Origin of the sequence: Ensifer sp. ENS08, assembly GCF_014852195.1 — a bacterium.
In the GTDB taxonomy this organism is placed as follows: Bacteria; Pseudomonadota; Alphaproteobacteria; order Rhizobiales; family Rhizobiaceae; genus Ensifer; species Ensifer adhaerens.
This window is the reverse complement of record NZ_JACVBF010000001.1, coordinates 57,460-76,507: the sequence shown is the minus strand read 5'-3', so window position 1 is coordinate 76,507 and position 19,048 is coordinate 57,460. Positions and strand designations below refer to the sequence as shown.

Annotated in this window: 22 protein-coding genes; 14 read left to right on the top strand and 8 right to left on the bottom strand. The window is 62.7% G+C overall.

The window, feature by feature from the left end; all coding sequences use genetic code 11:
- Positions 1-49 precede the first annotated feature (49 nt).
- Positions 50-928, bottom strand: coding sequence for a VOC family protein (locus tag IB272_RS00380; protein ID WP_060584300.1), 879 nt, complete (start codon positions 926-928; stop codon positions 50-52).
- Between the two features lie 300 nt (positions 929-1,228).
- Between IB272_RS00380 and IB272_RS00375 the strand changes: the two genes are divergently transcribed.
- Positions 1,229-1,651: a universal stress protein gene (locus tag IB272_RS00375; protein WP_029742913.1), complete on the top strand. Its 423-nt coding sequence runs from the start codon at positions 1,229-1,231 to the stop codon at positions 1,649-1,651.
- Positions 1,652-1,716: 65 nt separating this feature from the next.
- Positions 1,717-2,061: a TraR/DksA C4-type zinc finger protein gene (locus tag IB272_RS00370; RefSeq protein WP_029742914.1), complete on the top strand. Its 345-nt coding sequence runs from the start codon at positions 1,717-1,719 to the stop codon at positions 2,059-2,061.
- A gap of 2 nt (positions 2,062-2,063) precedes the next feature.
- On the opposite strand, the gene IB272_RS00365 is transcribed toward IB272_RS00370, so the two are convergent.
- Positions 2,064-2,534, bottom strand: coding sequence for a GNAT family N-acetyltransferase (locus IB272_RS00365; RefSeq protein ID WP_034789317.1), 471 nt, complete (start codon positions 2,532-2,534; stop codon positions 2,064-2,066).
- A gap of 243 nt (positions 2,535-2,777) precedes the next feature.
- Here IB272_RS00365 and IB272_RS00360 point away from each other — a divergent pair, with 243 nt between their 5' ends.
- Positions 2,778-3,434 (top strand): hemolysin III family protein, encoded by a 657-nt coding sequence (locus IB272_RS00360; protein WP_029742916.1) that lies wholly within the window; start codon positions 2,778-2,780, stop codon positions 3,432-3,434.
- A 7-nt stretch (positions 3,435-3,441) separates the two neighbouring features.
- On the opposite strand, the gene IB272_RS00355 is transcribed toward IB272_RS00360, so the two are convergent.
- The 3 genes from IB272_RS00355 to IB272_RS00345 form a co-directional block, all read right to left on the bottom strand.
- A complete protein-coding gene (locus IB272_RS00355; RefSeq protein ID WP_060584303.1) occupies positions 3,442-3,966 on the bottom strand; it encodes a hypothetical protein in 525 nt (174 codons plus the stop codon).
- A gap of 106 nt (positions 3,967-4,072) precedes the next feature.
- Positions 4,073-4,480, bottom strand: coding sequence for a peptide-methionine (R)-S-oxide reductase MsrB (msrB, locus tag IB272_RS00350; RefSeq protein WP_034789321.1), 408 nt, complete (start codon positions 4,478-4,480; stop codon positions 4,073-4,075).
- 86 nt (positions 4,481-4,566) lie between these two features.
- Positions 4,567-6,159 (bottom strand): EAL domain-containing protein, encoded by a 1,593-nt coding sequence (locus IB272_RS00345; protein ID WP_051659159.1) that lies wholly within the window; start codon positions 6,157-6,159, stop codon positions 4,567-4,569.
- Positions 6,160-6,582: 423 nt separating this feature from the next.
- Here IB272_RS00345 and IB272_RS00340 point away from each other — a divergent pair, with 423 nt between their 5' ends.
- From IB272_RS00340 to mucR, 8 genes are all read left to right on the top strand, one after another.
- Entirely contained in the window at positions 6,583-8,943 is a 2,361-nt protein-coding gene (locus tag IB272_RS00340; RefSeq protein ID WP_192444176.1) for a putative monovalent cation/H+ antiporter subunit A, read from the top strand.
- Entirely contained in the window at positions 8,940-9,359 is a 420-nt protein-coding gene (locus IB272_RS00335) for a Na(+)/H(+) antiporter subunit B (RefSeq protein ID WP_192444175.1), read from the top strand. Before IB272_RS00340 ends, IB272_RS00335 begins: the two co-directional genes overlap by 4 nt.
- On the top strand, positions 9,359-9,736 hold the full coding sequence (locus tag IB272_RS00330; protein ID WP_034789327.1) for a Na+/H+ antiporter subunit C: 378 nt from the start codon (positions 9,359-9,361) through the stop codon (positions 9,734-9,736). Before IB272_RS00335 ends, IB272_RS00330 begins: the two co-directional genes overlap by 1 nt.
- Before the next feature lie 7 nt (positions 9,737-9,743).
- A complete protein-coding gene (locus IB272_RS00325; protein WP_192444174.1) occupies positions 9,744-11,306 on the top strand; it encodes a Na+/H+ antiporter subunit D in 1,563 nt (520 codons plus the stop codon).
- On the top strand, positions 11,303-11,779 hold the full coding sequence (locus IB272_RS00320) for a Na+/H+ antiporter subunit E (protein ID WP_034789330.1): 477 nt from the start codon (positions 11,303-11,305) through the stop codon (positions 11,777-11,779). Before IB272_RS00325 ends, IB272_RS00320 begins: the two co-directional genes overlap by 4 nt.
- The gene (locus tag IB272_RS00315; RefSeq protein ID WP_034789332.1) at positions 11,776-12,159 is read left to right on the top strand and encodes a cation:proton antiporter; all 384 of its coding nucleotides are present in this window, start codon (positions 11,776-11,778) and stop codon (positions 12,157-12,159) included. The genes IB272_RS00320 and IB272_RS00315 overlap by 4 nt, the downstream gene beginning before the upstream one ends.
- Entirely contained in the window at positions 12,156-12,515 is a 360-nt protein-coding gene (mnhG, locus tag IB272_RS00310; RefSeq protein ID WP_060584314.1) for a monovalent cation/H(+) antiporter subunit G, read from the top strand. Before IB272_RS00315 ends, mnhG begins: the two co-directional genes overlap by 4 nt.
- Before the next feature lie 401 nt (positions 12,516-12,916).
- Positions 12,917-13,348, top strand: a complete 432-nt coding sequence (gene mucR, locus IB272_RS00305) for an exopolysaccharide biosynthesis transcriptional regulator MucR (protein ID WP_034789336.1) — start codon at positions 12,917-12,919, stop codon at positions 13,346-13,348.
- Positions 13,349-13,480: 132 nt separating this feature from the next.
- On the opposite strand, the gene IB272_RS00300 is transcribed toward mucR, so the two are convergent.
- The 3 genes from IB272_RS00300 to IB272_RS00290 form a co-directional block, all read right to left on the bottom strand.
- Entirely contained in the window at positions 13,481-13,903 is a 423-nt protein-coding gene (locus IB272_RS00300) for a SufE family protein (protein WP_034789482.1), read from the bottom strand.
- 174 nt (positions 13,904-14,077) lie between these two features.
- Entirely contained in the window at positions 14,078-14,785 is a 708-nt protein-coding gene (locus IB272_RS00295; RefSeq protein WP_192444173.1) for a hypothetical protein, read from the bottom strand.
- 185 nt (positions 14,786-14,970) lie between these two features.
- Positions 14,971-15,417, bottom strand: coding sequence for a DUF5330 domain-containing protein (locus IB272_RS00290; protein WP_060516215.1), 447 nt, complete (start codon positions 15,415-15,417; stop codon positions 14,971-14,973).
- 641 nt (positions 15,418-16,058) lie between these two features.
- Here IB272_RS00290 and IB272_RS00285 point away from each other — a divergent pair.
- The 3 genes from IB272_RS00285 (at position 16,059) to IB272_RS00275 (ending at position 18,997) form a co-directional block, all read left to right on the top strand.
- Positions 16,059-17,624: a HAMP domain-containing sensor histidine kinase gene (locus IB272_RS00285; protein WP_082566257.1), complete on the top strand. Its 1,566-nt coding sequence runs from the start codon at positions 16,059-16,061 to the stop codon at positions 17,622-17,624.
- A complete protein-coding gene (locus tag IB272_RS00280; protein WP_060584318.1) occupies positions 17,596-18,558 on the top strand; it encodes a peptidoglycan-binding domain-containing protein in 963 nt (320 codons plus the stop codon). The genes IB272_RS00285 and IB272_RS00280 overlap by 29 nt, the downstream gene beginning before the upstream one ends.
- 79 nt (positions 18,559-18,637) lie before the next feature.
- Positions 18,638-18,997 (top strand): DUF1491 family protein, encoded by a 360-nt coding sequence (locus IB272_RS00275; RefSeq protein WP_034789344.1) that lies wholly within the window; start codon positions 18,638-18,640, stop codon positions 18,995-18,997.
- The last annotated feature ends 51 nt before the right edge of the window (positions 18,998-19,048 follow it).

Genomic DNA, 19,048 nt, shown 5'->3' with positions numbered 1-19,048 from the left:
CGGCAAGTTTGCCACTGGCGCAAAGGCGCCTGTGGCCTGGGAGAGAGGATCAGGCGACGAGCTTGAGGCCGATGCCCCAGGGGTCGACGAGGCTGTGGCCATTGCCGTTGCGGCTCACAGCGATTTCCAGCGTATCGAGCTTCGCGAGCGCCGCTGTGAGCTCGCCCGCATCCTTGTACTGGATCGTGTAATCCGAAAGTCCGGTCATGTGGCCTTCGCGCTTCGGCGCACCCCGCGAGTTCCAGATATTGGCGGCGACGTGATGGTGGTACTTGCCCGCGCCGAAGAAGCTCGCGCCGGGATAGCGTGCCATCAGCCCCAGGCCCAGCACGTCGCGGAAGAAAGCATCGGCCTGAGGAATATCGGACACCTGCAGATGGATATGGCCGATGGCCGTCCCGTCCACCATGCCGCCCCAATTGTCCTTGGGTGCTTCGTCGTAGAGCGCCTGCAGATCGAGCGGCAGCGTATCCATGCCGACGGTCCCATCCGGCTTAAACGTCCATTCGCTCCGCGGTCGGTCGCGATAGACTTCGATGCCGTTGCCTTCCGGATCGGCGAGGTAAATCGCCTCGCTGACCAGGTGGTCGGACGCGCCCTGCAGCCTGATATTGTTGTGCGCGATATGGGCGAGCCAGCGGCCGAGTTCTTCGCGGCTCGGAACAAGAAAGGCGTTGTGGAAGAGGCCAGGCGCGTTGCGTGGCGCCCGCGCGGCGTTGCCTTCGGTCGTCAGCGTCAGCAGCGGGTGGCCATTGACGCCCAGCGTCTCGCCGCTCTTGCTCGCTTCGATCGGGCTCAGGCCCATGATCTTCTGATACCAGGCGGACACGGCCGGCAGATCCTGGACGACCAGATGCGCATGCTCGACATGCGCGGGCATGGCAAGCGCATGGTCGGTTGGCATGTCGAAAGTCTCCTGCGAGGTCATGTCTGTCTCCTTGGCATCGAAGCTACGGCCGGTTCGCCGTTTCAGTTTCGTCGAAACTGTTGGGAATATGGGCCGCCTCGTTCGTTCACGGAAGCCTGTCAGTCACTTGATGTTGTGTTCGACGCGCGTTGACAGTGGTTGTCGTCGCCCTACCTCATTTCGAGTGGGGCCATGCGCGCGCAGCGCTTTCGATTTGATTTCAATCAAAGCCGAAGATGCCGTCGAGGCGCAATCTTGAGACGAGGGATTGGCCTGTGGCAACAGCCTGGCGATCCGCGCGGGCAACAGAAGGAGTACAGCATGTACAAGAAGATCATCGTCCCGATTGCCATGGATCAGCTCGAACACGGCGAGTCCGTGCTCGGCATTGCCGAAAAGCTGATCGATGAGGGGGGCGAGATTATCCTGCTGAACGTCGTCGAGGATCTGAACGCCTATGCGCAAGGCTACATGATCGTGGATTTCCCGCTGGAGATGGTCGAGGAATCCCGAAAGCAGGCGTTAAAGACGCTCGAGGCGCTCAAAACCAAGCATGGGATCAAGGGCCGCATCGAAATCCGCACCGGCGGGGCCGCCGGCACCATTAACGCCCTTGCCAGCGAAGAAAACGCCGATCTCGTCATCATCGCGTCCCATCGGCCGGGTCTCATCGACTACTTCATCGGATCGACGGCAAGCCGGGTCGTCAGCCATTGCCCCTGCGCCGTTCTCGTCGACCGGTAAGCCACGAACAACAAGAGCGCATGCGGCGCGAGACCTTCGCGCCGCCACCGCCAAGGAGTCTTCAGATGGACAAACATGGGCTTGACGACTTTCACGACCGCCTGACACGCCGCAAGGCGGAGCTGCAGGGGCGTCTGGTCAGGATCGAGCACGATCTCGATGAGCCGATGAACGCTGATGTCCCGGACCGGGTGACCGAGCGGGAAGGGGACGAGGTTCTCGAAGGCCTTGGCCTTGCGGGCCAGGAGGAGATCCGCGCGATCGATGCCGCGCTCGATCGGATCGCCGCCGGCACCTTCGGAACCTGCGTGCGCTGCGGCCTGCCGATTTCGGCGGCGCGCCTGCAGGCTGTGCCTCATGCGCCACTCTGTCAGGAGTGCGCGGCCGAGGTCGCCCGCGGCGGGCGTTGACGTCAGGCGGTCGGACCGCTCCCCAAATCCACTTTCAGTCGGGGAAGGAACCGCCCGGGGATCACGCTCGACGCGACGACCCCGTCATCGACCGCGCCCATGCGGCGATAAAAGTCGGCAGCGCCGGGATCCGCATCGATCGTCATGACTATTGCGCCGCGCTTGCGGGCGGCTGCGACGCACCAGTCGAAAAGCTGCCGGCCAATGCCTGCCGCCCGTGCTTCCGGCTCGATGAACAGCTTGTCCAGTTCAACCACCTGTCCGCTCCCGCGGACCTGCGCCAGGCCGAGGATGCGCTCGCCCTCCATGGCGACCTGAAGCTCCGAATCCATCCAGTCGTCGGCTGTCAGCGTCAAAGCCGCCCGGCATGCCTCAAGGAAGGCGGCGTCATAACCCCAAACGGCCTTTGATCGCACGCAGAGGTCGCTGAGCGCGGCCGCCTGATCCGGCTGAGGGCTACGCAAGACTGACATGATGATCCTCCCGATCGCATCCTTCGGCCGTTCATGTGGTCATCGCCGTGGCCTTCGGCAAGTCTCCCGTCAAACTTCTCAAACCGGTCATGCGATTGTTGTAATGCGTTGCAAAAGTTGATGCTTTTGCCACGTCCCTGCTTCTTTGCCGCGGCGCGGCCTTGTGGCAGGATGGTGGAAACGTTGCGGTGCGACGGGGCATGCGCGCCGCCGGAGAAGAAAAGGCTCGGGGAGAGGGAAGACGTGGAATTCGCAGGCGTCAAATGGAACTATGACCGTTCGGAACTGATTGCCGACGGCATCGTCCACGGCATCGGCCTGGCGGCTGCCTTGGTTGGCGTGACCGCGCTGATCTTCTACGCAACGCTGTGGAGCACGACCGGCCAGCTTGCCGCCGCCGCCGTCTATGGCGCGGGACTGCTCGCGACGCTCTCGATCTCGTTTCTTTACAACCTCTATCCGGTTTCGCGCACCAAGTGGTTCCTGCGCCGCTTCGACCACTCCTCAATCTTCGTCTTGATCGCCGCGACCTATACGCCCTTCCTGCAGCGCGGCCTCGATGATCCCTTCCTGTTCGTGATGCTGATCGGCATCTGGGCGATCGCCGGTCTGGGCGTCGCCATCAAGTGCTTTTTCCCGGGCCGCTTCGACCGGCTGGCGATCCTGCTCTATCTCGCCATGGGATGGAGCGGCGTGCTCGCGGTCGGCCCGCTGCTGTCGGCGCTGACGGCAACGACGCTCGTGCTGATCCTGATCGGCGGCATTATCTATTCTGCCGGCGTGATCTTCCATGTGTGGGAAAAGCTGCGCTTCCAGAACGCCATCTGGCATGGCTTCGTCGTAACCGGAGCGGCGGTACACTATTCGGCCGTGCTGACCTGTTTCAGCGCCGCGTCCTGAGCGGCGATCAGTTTGGCGCTTCGCCGGCGGCCGCGGCGACCGGTGGATGCTGGCAACCTTCTGAAGGTCTCAACGCCTCCGCCATGCGCGAAATCACGCCATCGAAGCTGGTGAGCCGGGTCTTGCGGTACTGCAGGCGGAAATAGGCGGCGCTGCCGTCACAGAGCGCGATCGCCCGGGTGTAGAACACTTCGTCACCGCGCGCGCCCGAGAAACTCGCCCAGGCGGCCGTCACACGCGAATAGGAAATCCGCCAGTCACCCTCCCGCTCGTAGCCCATGCGGTCGTTGACGTCGGTCTCGAAGTCACCGTCCATGAGCGTGCTGCCGAAGACCGAAAGGGTCGCGCCGTTGTCGTTGGCGTGAAAACTCGCGCCATCGCTATTGTCGCCCTGGCTCTGCAGCTCGAAACCGGGAGGAATATCGAGCACGTAGCCAAAGCGGGCGTTGGCGTAGGGAACCCAGTCTTCGGCCGCCGCCGCTGTGAGGGCGGAGGGAAGCAGCAATGCGAGTGCTGTCAGGATGCGTAGCATGCGGACCTCCTCTCGCTTGCTCGATCTATTGCTTCTAGCGCAGCTGGCGCCATGGGGCCGTTCCCGGCGGAACAGCATCCCATGCCACTCCTTCCGCGCCGCGGTGTCAATCCTCGGTAAACGTCATCGCATGGCCGTTCAGGCAGTAGCGCAGCCCCGTCGGCGGCGGGCCGTCGGGAAAGACGTGGCCGAGATGCGCATCGCAATCGGCGCAGCGGATTTCCGTGCGCACCATGAAGTGGGAGCGGTCCTCGATCTCGCGGATCGCCTGATCGTCGACCGCGGCGAAGTAGCTCGGCCAACCGCAACCGGAATCGAACTTGGTGTCGGAGCGGAACAACGCCCGGCCGCAACAGACGCATTCGTAGGTGCCCGTCTGTTTGTTGTTGAGGAACGGACCAGTGAACGGACGCTCGGTGCCCTGCTGTCGCGTGATGCGATACTGCTCCGGCGAGAGCTGTGCCCGCCATTCCGCATCGGTTTTCACCACTTTCGGCGTCTTTACGGTCGTCATGAACGTCTCCTGTCGTTGCCGCGACTATATAGGAATACAGGACCGCGCGCGCAAACATCACCAGGCCGCGTCCGCGTGAAGGGGCCTCAAGCGATTTCGCGGCGGATCACCGCCGGCCCGGCCCCGAGTCTGCGTTTGCTGTCATTGTAGAAGGCGATGAACTCGGCCGCCGGCAGCGCCTTGGAGAACAGCCAGCCCTGGCCGTACTGCACGCCGCGCTCGATGAGATAGTCGGCCTGTTCCTGCCGCTCGATCCCCTCGGCGACGATGTAGAGATCGAGCGATTTGGCGATGTCGATGATATGCGGCGTGATCGAGCTGGTGGCCGAATCGGTGCCGACAGTATCGATGAACGACTTGTCGATCTTCAGCGCATCGAGCGGTAGCTCCTGCAGGTATTGCAGGCTCGAATAGCCGGTGCCGAAGTCGTCGATGGCCACGGAGTGGCCACGCCGGCGCGCCTCCTCGATCGTTGCCCGGGCGGATTTGACGTCCATGAAGCCGCGTTCGGTTGCCTCCAGCCAGATCTGTTCTGTAAGCACGCCGGTGTTTCGAAGCGCCGTCTCGATCACCGGCAGGATGCGCCCGGATTTCAGGTCGTCGGCGGCGAGGTTGATCGCGATGTGCAGCGAGCGGTCGGCGACGAGCACGCTCTTCAATTCGGCGACCGTCGCATAGAGGACCTGATCGGTGATTTCCTCGATCAGTCCGTTTTCTTCCGCAAGAGGGATGAAGAGATCTGGCCGGACCATCTGCCCATCCGGTCGCCGCCATCGCACCAGGGCCTCCGCACCGACGCAGATGCCGGTCTTGAGCTCGATCAGCGGCTGGTAGTGGACGATGAACTCGCGCCGCTGCACGGCAATCGAAAGCTCGCCAAGCGGCGACAGACGACGCCGGGATAGCCAGACGACAAGCCCGACCATCAGCGCCGCGACCAGCGCCCCGCCTGGTAAGAGCAGCAGGCGTTCCCGATCCATGTCGCTTAGAATGGCGATGCTGGGCGCAGTGGCAACGGCGATCCAGTTTGCGTCCCGTGATGTTGCAAAAAGGTCGTCGGCGTTGCTGCCGGTCTTCGGAAGATCGGCGAGCCGTTCCGTCAGCGACGGGTCAGGATCGTTGAGGGTGCTGACCAGCACGCCGTTTTTGGTGGCGACTGCAAGCCGGGTGCCGGGCTCGGCGATCACGTCGACGAACCGGACCGGGTTGGTCAGCACCGTGTAGGAGCGATACCGGAACGCCGTCATGGGCGCGCCGGTGCTGATCGTCGGATACATCCGCGGGATGACTTCGACGCCGTTGCTCGCAAAGAAATCGGCAGGCGGCGAGCGGGTGAGCCGACGCGGCGGGTAACCCCACGAGGTGCATCTGAGCAACCCGTTCTCGAAGTAGCCGATATCCTCGATGGCGGTCGTGTTGACGACGAGGGAGCGCAAGGCTGCGATATGCGTGGCCATGCATGGCGGCATATCGAACCGGTCGGCCGTCTTCAGCGCCCGGGACGCTTCTCCGAGCGCGGCGTCTGCGCGCATGATGGCATAGTCGGCCAGGCGGGCGAGCCGGGCCTGTTCGCCGCGCACGGCGATCGACCAGGAAAGATAGTAGGCCGCAAGCATCGGCAGGATCGCGCCGAGGGCGGCCAGGATACTGGCGATGACGACTATGCGAGATCGTTCCAAGCGGGTCCCGCCCTATTCGAGATAGTGATGTTCTGTTCCGTGCCTGTCGTTATCGATACTGAAGCGGGCAACCGCTTCTGAGCCGTTGCAAGGTCTGCCGGCGGAGGCTTCTGGTCGGTTCGCTCTGAATTGAGAAAGTCTGCAAATACAACTATCACGTCTTGCAGTTCCGTTTCCAGAATGTTCGATCTATCCCCCGCCGCCCGATGAATATTTTGCTAACAGCATTTTAATTGTTGTTGGCGGACACCGCGTAAATCGCGCGAATCTGGTAATGCAAGGCTTCCGCTTCGGTTCGTCCGGCCGAACTGACGAATATATAACGCCGATTTTATCCGGATAAGGCTTGAGACCCCAACACCCTTCTTTTATGTCGGGAGTCCGATCGATCATACGATGAAATAAAAGGAGCAGGCCAGGACGATGGATGTTGCGGCCCTGACATTTCTGGCCCTCGCACTGCCTTTCGTCGCGGCATTGCTCGCGCCGCTTCTGACACGTCTTCTCGGGCACAACGCCGCCTGGGTGCTTGCGCTGTTTCCCTTGGCGATCGTGCTGCATTTTATCGGCTTCTGGCCGGAAGTCGCCAAGGGCGAGGTGGTTACGGGCGGCTATGCCTGGATACCCTCGTTCAACGTCAGCTTTTCCTGGCTGATCGACGGCCTGTCGCTCACATTTGTCCTGCTGATTGCCGGCATCGGCGCGCTGATCGTGCTCTATTCCGGCGGCTATCTGAAAGGCCACCCGCAGCAGGGGCGGTTCTTTTCCTTCATCCTGATGTTCATGGGCTCGATGCTCGGGGTCGTCGTCTCCGACAGCTTCCTGATGCTCTTTGTGTTCTGGGAACTGACCTCGATCACCTCGTTCCTGCTGATCGGCTTCGATCATTCGCGCGAGGCGGCAAGGCGTGCAGCCCTGCAGGCGCTGGTCGTAACCGGAGGCGGGGGCCTGTTCCTGCTTGCCGGACTGCTGATCATCTGGAACGTCAGCGGCGTCACCCAGCTCTCGCTGCTGTCTGCCTTCGGGCCGGAGATGCGCGAAAGCCCGTTCTATCTGGCGGCGCTGCTCCTGGTACTTGGCGGCGCCTTTACCAAGTCGGCCCAGTTCCCCTTCCATTTCTGGCTGCCGAACGCGATGGAAGCCCCGACGCCCGTCTCGGCCTATCTGCATTCGGCGACCATGGTGAAGGCCGGTGTCTATCTCCTGATGCGGCTGAACCCGGTGCTCGGCGGCACACCCGAATGGCAGATCCTTTTGCCGCTCTTCGGCGGCGCGACACTCGTCATCGGCGCGGCGCTCGCTTGCCGCCAGACTGACCTGAAGCTGATGCTCGCCTACACGACGATGGCGTCCCTCGGCCTGCTGGTCATGCTGACAGGGCTTGGCGCACCCCACGCGATCGAAGCGGCGGTGCTCTATCTTGTCGCCCATTCGCTGTTCAAAGGCGCCCTGTTCATGGTCGCCGGCATCATCGACCACGAGACCGGCACGCGCGACGTGACGAGGCTCGGGGGGCTTCGCTCCGCCATGCCGCTCACCTTCGTCATAGCGCTTGCCGCGGCATTCTCGATGGGCGGGCTGTTTCCCTTCTTCGGCTTCATCGCCAAGGAGGAGATCTACTACGCACTCTCAGGCTTCGATCGCCGTTCCCTGGTCTTTGCCGCGATTGCGATCCTCGGCAATGCACTGATGTTCGCGGTGGCCTTTGCCGTCGCGCTCAAGCCGTTCGTCGGTGCAAAGGTCGAGACGCCGAAGGCGCCCCATGAGGCTCCGATCTTGCTCTGGCTCGGGCCGGCGCTGCTTGCCGCCAAGGGGCTCTCCGCGGCGCTGCTTTCCGGACTGACGCATGAACTGGTATCGACGCCGATGGCGTCGGCGATCGCGGGCGAACCCCGTGCGGTCACGATTTCGGTCGTTCCTCACGTCGGCTTGCCCTTGATCATGTCGATCGTGACCGCAGTCATCGGCATCGGCTTTTATCTGAAGCTAGACCGTGTGCGTGCCTTCATGGTGACGATCCTTGCCGATATCGGCTGGGGTCCGGATCGTGGCTTCGACCAGTTCATCCGCGGGCTCGTTCGTTTCTCCGTCACACTGACCCGCCGGCTGCAATCCGGGCGCCTCGAAGTCTACATGACCGCGACCTTCATCCTCATTGCCTTCGTGCTTTTGGTCGTGCCGATCGCCTATGGCGAGTTCCCGCGCGCGCCGTTCTTTGCCGCCGACGTGCCGCTGCATGAATTGGCGATCATGGCGATCGCGGTCATCGGCCTCATCGCCGTGGTGCTTGCTGCCGACCGGTTGACCGCCATCGTTTCGCTCGGCATCCAGGGCTTTGCCGTCGCGGTCATCTTCCTGCTCTATGGCGCGCCGGATCTGGCCTTCACCCAGTTCATGATCGAGACGCTTTCGGTCGTCGTCCTTGCGCTTGTGATGACGCGGCTCCGGTTGTCGCCATCGGACCATCGTCCGCTTGCGCAAAAAATCCCGGATGTCGCGATCGCCCTTGCCTGCGGTCTCGGCTTCGGGCTGATGCTGTTGAAGGTGACGGGTGTACCCTTCGATGCGACGCTCACCGACTTCTTCAACCTCTACTCGAAGTCGATCGCCCACGGCGCCAATGTGGTGAACGTCATTATCGTCGATTTCCGCGGCACGGACACGCTGGGCGAGATCGCAGTGGTGATGGTCACGGGTCTTGCGATCCTGTCCTTGGTTCGCTTGAGGGCGGGTTCGCTGCGGCGCGTCGCCGATAACGATCCGGATGCGGAGGAACGCGCATGAAGTCGGTGATTTTCCGCGCCGTCGCGCCGTTCCTGACGAGCCTCATGGTGCTGTTTTCGATCTTCGTCCTGTTGCGCGGCCACAACGAGCCGGGCGGCGGTTTCATCGGCGGCTTGATCGCGGTGTCGGCGCTGGCGATCTACGGCATCGCCTGCGGTGTCGAGACGGTGCGCCGTGCGATCTATTTGCACCCGATGGCGATTGCCGGGGCAGGCCTCCTGGCCGCGACGCTCGCCGGCCTGGTCTCGATCGCCGCCCGCGTTCCCTTCATGACCGGCCTGTGGGTCTATCCCTCGGTGCTCGGCCTGGAAGTACCGCTCTCGACGGTGATGCTGTTTGATTGCGGCGTTTATCTCGTGGTGGTCGGCGCGATCAGTTCGATTGCGCTTTCGCTCGAAGAGCGGGGAGGCGAATGATGGAAGCCTGGTTCGCTCTGCTCGTCGGCATCTTCTTCACGGTCGCCGTCTATCTGCTCCTGTCGAAGTATGTCATCCGGGTGCTGCTTGGCGTTGCCATCCTCGGAAATGCCGTCAATCTCCTGATCTTTACCGGTGGCAGGCTCACGCGTGGCATCCCGCCGGTCGTTCCCAGCCAAAAGGATGCGCTCGTCGGCCCCGCCGCCAACGCCCTGCCGCAGGCGCTGATCCTGACGGCGATCGTCATCTCCTTCTCCTTTTTCGCGTTCCTGCTGGTTCTTGCGTGGCGGGCATACGAGCAGCTGCAAACCGACAATACCGACGAGATGCGCGTTGCCGAGCCGAAGGACGAGCCGGCCGCGCCGCTTGGATACTGACCGACCCATGGCCGCTACAAGCTCTCCCCCCGCAGATCTCTCCGCCGCGCTCGTGCTCGAGCCCGTCGCGTCTGCCGACTGGCTGGTCATCCTGCCAGTTGCCTGGTGCCTCGCAATCGGCGCGCTGCTCGTAATGCTGCGCCGGAAAATTGATTGGCATCCCTACATCGCGGTTGCCGGCCTGGCCGGGCTCGTCATCATCGACGCGCTCCTTCTTCGCCATGTCCTTGCAAGCGGACCGGTAACGATGGTCATGGGGCGCTGGCTGCCGCCTTTCGGCATCGCCTTCACCGTCGACCTGATCGGCGCGCTCTTTGCTTTGACGGCCTCCGTCGTGGCGCTTGCCGGCGGCATCTATTCGCTCGCCGACATCAACGACAGCGGCCGGCGCTACGGCTTCTATCCGTTCCTGATGCTGCTGATGGCCGGCGTCTCCGGCGCCTTTCTGACCGGCGATATCTTCAATCTCTATGTCTGGTTCGAGGTGTTGCTGATCTCGTCCTTCGGCCTGATCGTGCTCGGCTCCGAACGCGAACAGATCGACGGAGCGGTGAAATACGGCTTCCTCAACCTGGTCGCGACGACCCTGTTCCTGATCACGACCGGCTATCTCTATGCGAGCTTCGGCACGCTCAACATGGCCGACATTGCCCGCAAGGCCGAGGGGCTCGCGGGTACGGCGCCGCTGATGACGCTGACGGCGCTGTTCGTGCTTGCCTTCGGCATGAAGGCTGCTGCCTTTCCGGTGAACTTCTGGCTGCCGGCGTCCTATCATACGCCGCGCGTGGTCGTGTCGGCGCTCTTTGCCGGTCTGCTTACCAAGGTCGGGATCTACGCCTTGATCCGCGTTACCGTTATGCTGCTGCCGGTCGAGCGCGAAGAACTGAGCTTCGTCATCGCCATTGCCGGCGCGCTGACGATGCTCGTCGGCGTTCTGGGCGCGTTGGCGCAGACGGATTTCCGCCGCATGCTCGGCTATCTCGTCGTCTCCGGCATCGGCTCGATCCTTGCGGGTGTCGCCGTCGGCGGCCCGGGCGGCATCGGCGGCGCGATCTTCTACGCGCTGCATTCGATGCTCGTCATGACCGCGCTTTATCTCGCGTCCGGTGTCGCGGCGAGGCTCGGCGGCAGCTTCTCGCTTGTCTCTCTGGCGGGCCTCTATCGCCGCCATGCCGGTTTCGCGGCGCTGACGCTCATGCTTGCCTTCGCCGTCTCCGGCCTGCCGCCGTTCTCCGGCTTCTGGCCCAAGGTGATGCTGGTCAAGGCGGCGCTCGATATCGGCGCCTGGTGGCTGGCGGCCGTCCTGCTTCTGACCGGCTTCCTGACGACCATCGTCACCGGCCGCTTCTTCCTGCTCGCCTATTGGCGTGATGCGGCCTCTGGTGAGGGCGGCGCTGCGTCTGCGACGATCGCGCCGGCGGCACTTCTGCCGCTTGCAGCCTTGACTGTGCTGGCGCTGGCGATCGGTCTTTATCCGGAGCCGTTGCTTGCCACGGTTCAGAGTGCAGCGGCGGGCCTTTCCGAGCCGTCGGCCTACCTGAACTCGGTCTTCCCGGGAGGTGCCCCGTGACCAAGTTCCTGACCATCAATCTCGTGTTCACGGCGATCTGGGGCGCCATCAGCGCCAGCTTCTCGCCGGCTAACCTGATCCTCGGTTTTGCCGTCGGAGCACTGTCGCTCTTTCTCATCCGGCGCGAGCTTCAGCCCGTTGCCTACCCTGTGCGCCCGATCAAGCTTTTCCTGCTGACGGCGCTGTTCTTCAAGGAACTGGCAATTTCGGCGACCAAGGTCGCCTTGCTGGTCATTCAGCCGAAGATGGTGTTGAAGCCCGGCATCTTCGCCTATCCGCTGACGGTCAAGAGCGACTTCGAAATCGCGCTGCTGGCCAATCTCATCACGCTGACGCCGGGAACGCTGTCGGTCGACGTCTCCGACGACCGCCGCACGCTCTATGTTCATGCGCTCGACTGCGCCGATCCGGGCGGCCTCAGGCGCGATATCGCCAATGGCTTCGAGCGCCGGATCAAGGAGGCCTTCGAATGACCCTGTCGGCGCAGATCCTCGCCCTTGCCACCGGCTTTGCGTTTGTCGTCCTGTCCGCAGCGCTTCTGATAACGGTCTGGCGCATCATCCGCGGCCCGACATTGCCGGATCGGGTGCTCGGCCTCGATATGCTGGTGGCGATCGCCATCGGCCTCATCGCCGTCGTCGCCATACGCACCGGCTTCAACCTTTACATCGATATTGCCATCGCGCTCGGCCTTGTCGGTTTCCTGGCAACGGTCGCCTTCGCCCGCTTCGTCCTCGCGCGCGGCCTCTCGCCGGAGAGGGCGGCTGTCGAAGGGGGCGGAGTGCAGGTCAAACGCGCGTCGGCGACGAGAGGCAAATCGACGCAGCGCAAGCGCAAGGGCGCGCGCCGATGAGCCCGGTCCTCGAGATTGCCGTCACCCTGCTGGTCGCCGTTCTGTTGGTCGTCGGCGCGATCTTTTCGCTGCTGGCGGCGATCGGCATCATCCGTTTCCCCGATCTCTATACGCGCATGCATGCGGCCTCCAAGGCCGGCACGATCGGATCGGGCCTGTTGCTTCTGGGCGCAGGCGTGCATTCTCTCGATCCAGCCATCTTGATTCGCGCGCTCGCAGGCTTCTTTTTCTTCGTTCTGACTGCGCCGATCTCGGCTCATCTCCTGGCAAAAGCCGCACATCAGGTAGGTTACAGGCTGACAAAGCTGTCTGTCATAGATCAGCTTCCGCAAAAGGAAGAGCCGCGTCGCGACTGATCGACGACAGTTCTGAAACTGTATTTCAGAACATTACGATCGAGTGTGGCCATTTTAGCAATTTGGAGATAAACTTGCTAAGTGTCGCTAAATTTATGTTTGGATTTTTCGCGCATCGATGTTAATCGAGTAAATGTAAAGTGTCGTCGTGGAAAATACTTTGATCTGAAATTCCAGCTTGAGTTGTGAATGCTGATTGTTGCTTTGAGAGTTCGGTCGTCACCGGTGACTCGGCAGCAGGTTTTGTAATCAAATTCCAGCTCTTGATATCGCGGCCGGTGTTTCTCCTTGCCGCGTTGATGGTCCATCCCAAGGCAGCCAAGGCTTCCTGACGGCTCTTGCAAGCGTTCCTCCCCCGAAACGCCGTTTCGGGTTGTGCTTAAGTCCGATAGGAGAAAGAAATGACTGAAACAGCGCTTGGCGCGAGCCATGAACTTCTGGTTGAGCTGACGGCGGAAATCGTTGCCGCTTACGTCAGCAATCATGTGGTTCCGGTCGCCGAGCTTTCCACGCTGATCGCAGATGTGCATTCGGCGCTGAACAACACGGCGGCTCCCGCGCCGGTCGTCATCCCCGTCGAAAAGCCGAAGCCGGCCGTATCGGTCCGCAAGTCCGTTCAGGACGACCAGATCACCTGCCTCGAATGCGGCGGCACCTTCAAGTCGCTGAAGCGCCACCTGATGACCCACCACAATCTGTCGCCGGAAGAATACCGCGAGAAGTGGGACCTGCCGACCGATTACCCGATGGTCGCGCCCGCCTATGCGGAAGCACGTTCGCGCCTCGCCAAGGAAATGGGTCTCGGCCAGCGCCGCAAGCGTCGCGGCAAGTAAGACTGGTCGTCCCGCGGGCCCAATTGCCCCGCGCATGACGGATATGGGCATGTTCACAAAGGCCGGACCAGAGTGTCCGGCCTTTGTGTTTCGATGGCAATGGAGAAGGTCGTGCGTCCGGCCCCGCGCTGTTCAAGCCGCCAAGCGAAGCTCCGCCTCGTTCTTGATGCGGCGGATCATCGAGCGCAGACCGTTGGCGCGCTGGGTCGACAGATGCTCGATCAGGCCGATCTTGCCGAAGGTGTCGATCGCATCGATCCGGGCGATGTCGGAGGCATGTTTGCCGGAGTAGATGGCAAGCACGATGGCGACGAGCCCGCGCACGATATGGGCGTCGGACTCGCCCTCGAAATTAAGGACGGGATCCTCGGGATTGCCGGCCGCATTGGTGACGAGCCAGACTTGGCTGGCACAACCCTGAACCTTGTTTTCCTGCGTGCGCTTGGCCTCGGGCATTTCCGGCAGCGCTTTGCCGAGCTCGATCACATAGCGATAGCGATCCTCCCATTCTTCAAGAAAGGCGAAATCGTCGATGATCTGGTCGAGCGTCGTCATGGTCCGGTCCATTCGTCGGGAGATTATAGGCTCGCCGGTCCTTGCCGCGAACACTTTCATTCCTGTTCTTGCCCGCCGCTTTCACGCGCTCGGGCTTTCAGCCTTCATATAGGCGATGGCAGAGCCATTGAGAACCGGCAAATATACGACGGATGCGGAGCACCTATCTCTTGGTCAGACCGAGATGCTTGTCGGGATACTGATTGAAACGGTCACGTTGCCGCCAGCGCCCTCGATATTGCCGGTGGCGGCCGAAAGCGACTGGCCGGCGGTCCGGGCCTCACCCGCATCGCGGCCGGATCCCTTGGCGCGTAATTCCTGCTCCGCCTTGCACAGCAGTTGCTTCACTTGTTCGGCAACAGATTTGAGTTCGGCTGCCACCTTCGCCACGGGATCGGAGCCGCCGTCATCCCCGCCGAATTCGCGATAGGCACGCTCGGCAAAGCTTGTCCGTTCCGAAGAGGGCTCAGCCTCACCGCCGGCCACGGGGGCATCGGTTTGCGCGCTGGACGCATCTGCTTGCACGGGGCCGGCATCGGCAAGCACGGCTGCGGCCGAGGCGGATGCAACGCCGCTTGCAGCTCCCCCGCCGCCGGCGCCGGCCAGCTGCTGGGCGGCCGTGCCGAGCTGTTGTGCAAGCTGCTTGGCGAGCCTTGCAAGCGTTTCCGGGTCCGATGCGAAGAACCGGAGCATGCGGAGCTGCTCCTTGACTTCGTCGAGCTTCTTTTTAGCGGCAGCGGCGCGGTTCGCAGCACTTTCGTCATCGCGGCCAAGAAGCAGGGCGGTCGAGGCAGGGCTCTTGCTTTCGCCTGCGCCGGGGGCGGCGCCGGACGCCGCCGGGCGTGTCACGCTGGCGTTCGAGAAAAGCCCATAAATCTGCATTGTCTGCCTCCAGCCGTCGGTGCGGCGGACCTAAGCAGGCAGGGCTTGCGTGTGGCTGTGCGGCGAGAAAATCAGCGGTTGCGGGTGCAAAAAAGAAAACGCCGCGAGGGGATGGGATCCTCGCGGCGGCCGCAACGGGACGGCAAGTCAGGCAGTAAGTCAGGAATGTGCAGGATGCGGCGCGGTCACTGGATAACGGCAGCCTTGGGGTCGAGGCGCTTTTCCGGAACCGGGGTGCGCTTGAAGACGGGTTCGGCGTCGAGGGTGCTGACCTCGGTCGCCGGAGCTGCCACGTCGGCAGCCGGCGTGACCGTACCGGTCGTCACCTTGGCATCCGGCGTCGTGGCATCGGTTTCGGCAAACTGTGTGTCGAGGAATTCGTAGGCGATGCGGGCGCCTTCGCGGGCTCGGTGGCCGAGGGCAACGAAGGTTTCGGCACCCTTCTCGCAGACATCCGGCTTCTGGATGCAGATGGCGCTGATGTATTGGAACGCCTCATTGGCAGCAGAGAAGGTGTCGCCGAGTTCCACTTTCGGGGCGTGTTCGAGTTTCTGCGCGCTCGAAGGGTCGAGGAACGGCAGCAACACCAGTACCAGCGAAAACCAGAATGTCGCCTTGATGAGAAACCACATGTTCTGCCCATCCTTCGTTCGGCTGCCGCGGCCCGCCAGTCTTGTAGCCGGCTTTTGCACCTTCGACATCCCGCAGCGCCGTGGTATCCCCTGATACCCGTTCACGCCACCTTCTAATCCTTGGAGCCTGCCGGCGTTCTCTTGGTGCCCGGCCCCTTGTTGAGATCGACATTACGGCGGGAATCACAAGACGGCTTTTCGAAATCGAGCGGCATTTGCTTCAAATTTTAATGAAATGCCGGTGTCCGGCGATTTGCAGGGCATTTGTGTCGCATTTTAGCGTTCGCCGTTAAGGTTCGTGGCAGAGCCGGGCGCGGCAACCCCGAAGGCAGCGGCAATCGCACGCCAAAAGCCGCGCCACAATCGTTAACACAGTGCAGAAAATGCACAGAAATCCGTTGCTTACGCCCCATTAACCACAAGAAATGAAGGTCGCCCGATTTGGCTCAAAACGGGATTTTTCGACCGTTTCGCACGGTTCCGGCGCGGCCGCGTTTATTCTTTCATTAAGCCGGGGATGCGAGATTCCGACATGTCACGAGGCGGCTTGAGTCTCGATCCAAAGGGTCGTGAAAACAGAGAGCGTCGGCCTCGCAAGAACAACAAATGTAGCAGGGTAAAGCGTGAGCGTATTGCGTAACATGGCTGGCAGATGGACGTCCCGTGTGGACGAGGTCGCGGCCCTGTGGCTTCCCCGTCGTGAGGCGTCTTCGCCGGCCGATCTCCGCCATGCGAAGCGTTTGCGCACGCTGGCAGCGGTTTCCCTGACGGCTCTGCCGGTGGTGCCGCTTGCCCTGTCGCTCGCCATGCCCGTGTCTTCGGCTCTTCCTTTGGGAACCGCTCTTTGGGCCTCGGCCTCGCTGCTTGCGGCTGCCGGCGCGATTGTTCGTGGCCGCGCGCCGGAAGAGGTGGCGCCGCCATTGGAGCCGGTCGTTCCGGATCTGTCTGCCGCCTATGACCTCTTTGCGGGCCTTGTGACTGTGCATGATCTGCGCGGCAACGTGCTTTCCGTCCACGGCCGCGACGCGGCCGAGCATCTGACCCTGATGCGCGATCCAGCGGGCCGCGGTTTCATCGAGCAGATCCACATATCCGATCGCATCACCTTCCTGAGCGCGATCGACATTCTTCGCCAGGGCGGCGACCGGGCGACGGTCGACATCCGCATCGAGCGGCGCACGCTGCCGATCGAAGGCGAACAGTTCGTCTATATGTCCTGTGAGCTGGCGCCGCTGCGCGACGACAATGGCCGGCTGGTCGCGATCCTCGCTCAGTCGCGTGATGTCTCGCAAGAAGCGGGCCTGCGCGCCGAAGCTGCGGCCAGAACGGCCGAGGCGGTATCGGCAAACGATGCCAAGACGCGCTTCCTTGCCGCCGTCAGCCACGAACTGCGCACGCCGCTCAACGCCATTCTCGGCTTTTCCGACGTGCTTGCCGGCGAGTATTTCGGCAAGCTCGAGAACGATCGCCAGCGCGAATATGTGGGCCTGATCCATAAGTCCGGTGAGCACCTGCTTTCCGTCGTCAACACCATGCTCGACATGAGCAAGATCGAAGCCGGTCGCTACGAGCTGATGCCCGAGCCCTTCGGTGTGGCCGAAGCCGTCTCCGCCTGCGAGGCGATGTTGTCGCACCAGGCCACGGAAAAGGGCGTGAAGCTTGCAAGCCGCATCACCCGCGGCATCGGCGAGATCAACGCAGACCAGCGCGCCTTCCAGCAGATCCTCATCAATCTGGTCGGCAATGCCATCAAGTTCACCGATCAGGGCGGCGTCGTCACGATCGATGCGGAGGCCGACGGCGCGATGCTGAAGCTTTCCGTCAGCGATACCGGCATCGGGATTGCGGCCGACAAGCTGGCGCTGCTTGGTCAACCTTTTGTCCAGATCCAGAACGATTATACTCGCCGCTACGAAGGCACCGGCCTTGGCCTCTCGCTGGTCAAGGGTCTGGTGGCGTTGCACGGCGGAGAGCTTTCCATCCGTAGCCGCGAAGGCGAGGGTACCGTCATCGTCGTCACGCTGCCGCGTGATGGCTCTGGTATCGCCTGCGCGGAGCAGGAAGAAGCGCGTACGCCGGTGACGGTGGAATTTCCGCCGCGCCTGAAGGATTGTGATGTCGCCCCGGCCGCCGAAGGGGGGCGGTTCGAGGGGAAAAGCTTGAACGAGGAACGGGGATATGGCACCGCGCAAGCGAAAACAGCCTGACCGGAAAAAGGCTGCGCGGCAAACGCCCGGCCTGGCCGTGCGCGGGCTGGTCCTTGCCGGACGGGGTGCTGGGCTTGCCGGTCGTCTGATGGCGCGCCATCCGTTGGTGTCCGGTGGCTCGGCCGCCTTCCTCGTCGTGTTCTCCTTCGTTGCGGCCAATGCCATGTGGTATCAGCACGGCACGCACCCGTCGCCGCTGTTGCGCACCCGCGTCCCGCTCGTCAGCGCCGAAACGGCGCAGCGAATCGCCATCGCCAAGGGCGAGGAGATCGAGCCGCGAAAGGTGACCACCTTCGTTATCGAGCGCGAGGGTGAGGCAAAGGCTGAAAACGTCGAGGATGTGATCGCGTCTGCCTCCGCGGACGTGGCGTCGGAAAAGCCGTCGCCCGAACGGGTCGCGAGCGTGCCGGATCCGGCGCAGTCGAAGCTTGTCTCCGAGATCCAGAAGGAATTGGGCCGGATCGGCCTTTATGACGGCGCGCCGGACGGACGGAGCGGTCCGCGCACGGCAGCAGCGATCCTGCGGTTCGAGGAGCGGGCGGGTCGCACGGGAACCGGCGCGGCGAGCGTCGAGCTGCTGCAGGCCTTGAAGTCTGCACCGGCTGAAAAGGCCGCCGCGGTTCCGGCTGGACGGCCGCTTTCCGAAACGAAGGGCGGGGGCGTGGAAATCGATCCGGTCGCTGCGGCCATCCGCTCGGCCGAGAAGGAAAGCACCTTCGTTCCGCGCGCGGAAATTCCGGTATCGAGCGAACTGGTGCTGAACATCCAGAAGGGTCTCAGCAACCTCGCCTATGCGGACGTGGCGGTCGACGGTGTTGCCGGAGAACAGACGCGGGCAGCCATTCGCCACTTCGAAAAGCACTACCGCCTGCCACAGACCGGCGAACCCAATCCCCAGGTGCTGAAGAAGCTCAAGGAAATCGGCGCGCTCTGACGCATTTAATGCACGCCCCGCGCCTGTCGTCGCTCAGCTGCGGTTTGCCTCCTTCGCTCCGCGCGTGTATCAGCCTCCCATGCGCCTGAAGTCCCACATCTTCGTCTCGTCCCTGCTGCGTCGTGCGTTTTCGCTTGGCGGCTATGCCGCGGTGCTGCGCAAGGGAGCAGAGGACGCCGGCGCGATCTTCATTCGCCAGCGGACGCGTTTGGGCACCGAGACGCTCTTTGCCCCGGCGCCGCAGAATTTCTTCGCCGACGAGATTGATCTCGGCCGCAAGTTCGAAGTGCGGCTCAGCGACAGCGACGCCGAGCAGGTCGACGCGGCGCTTGCAAGCGAGATCCGCTTCGATCCGGATTGCTGGATCGTGGAGATCGAACTGGACGACCGCGGCGATCTGTTCGAGGTCGTTGCCGAAGATGGAAAAGGCCGGCCCTGACGCCGTCTTGCCGAATGCGCCGACCTGCTTGACTCTCCACTTGGTGGAGGC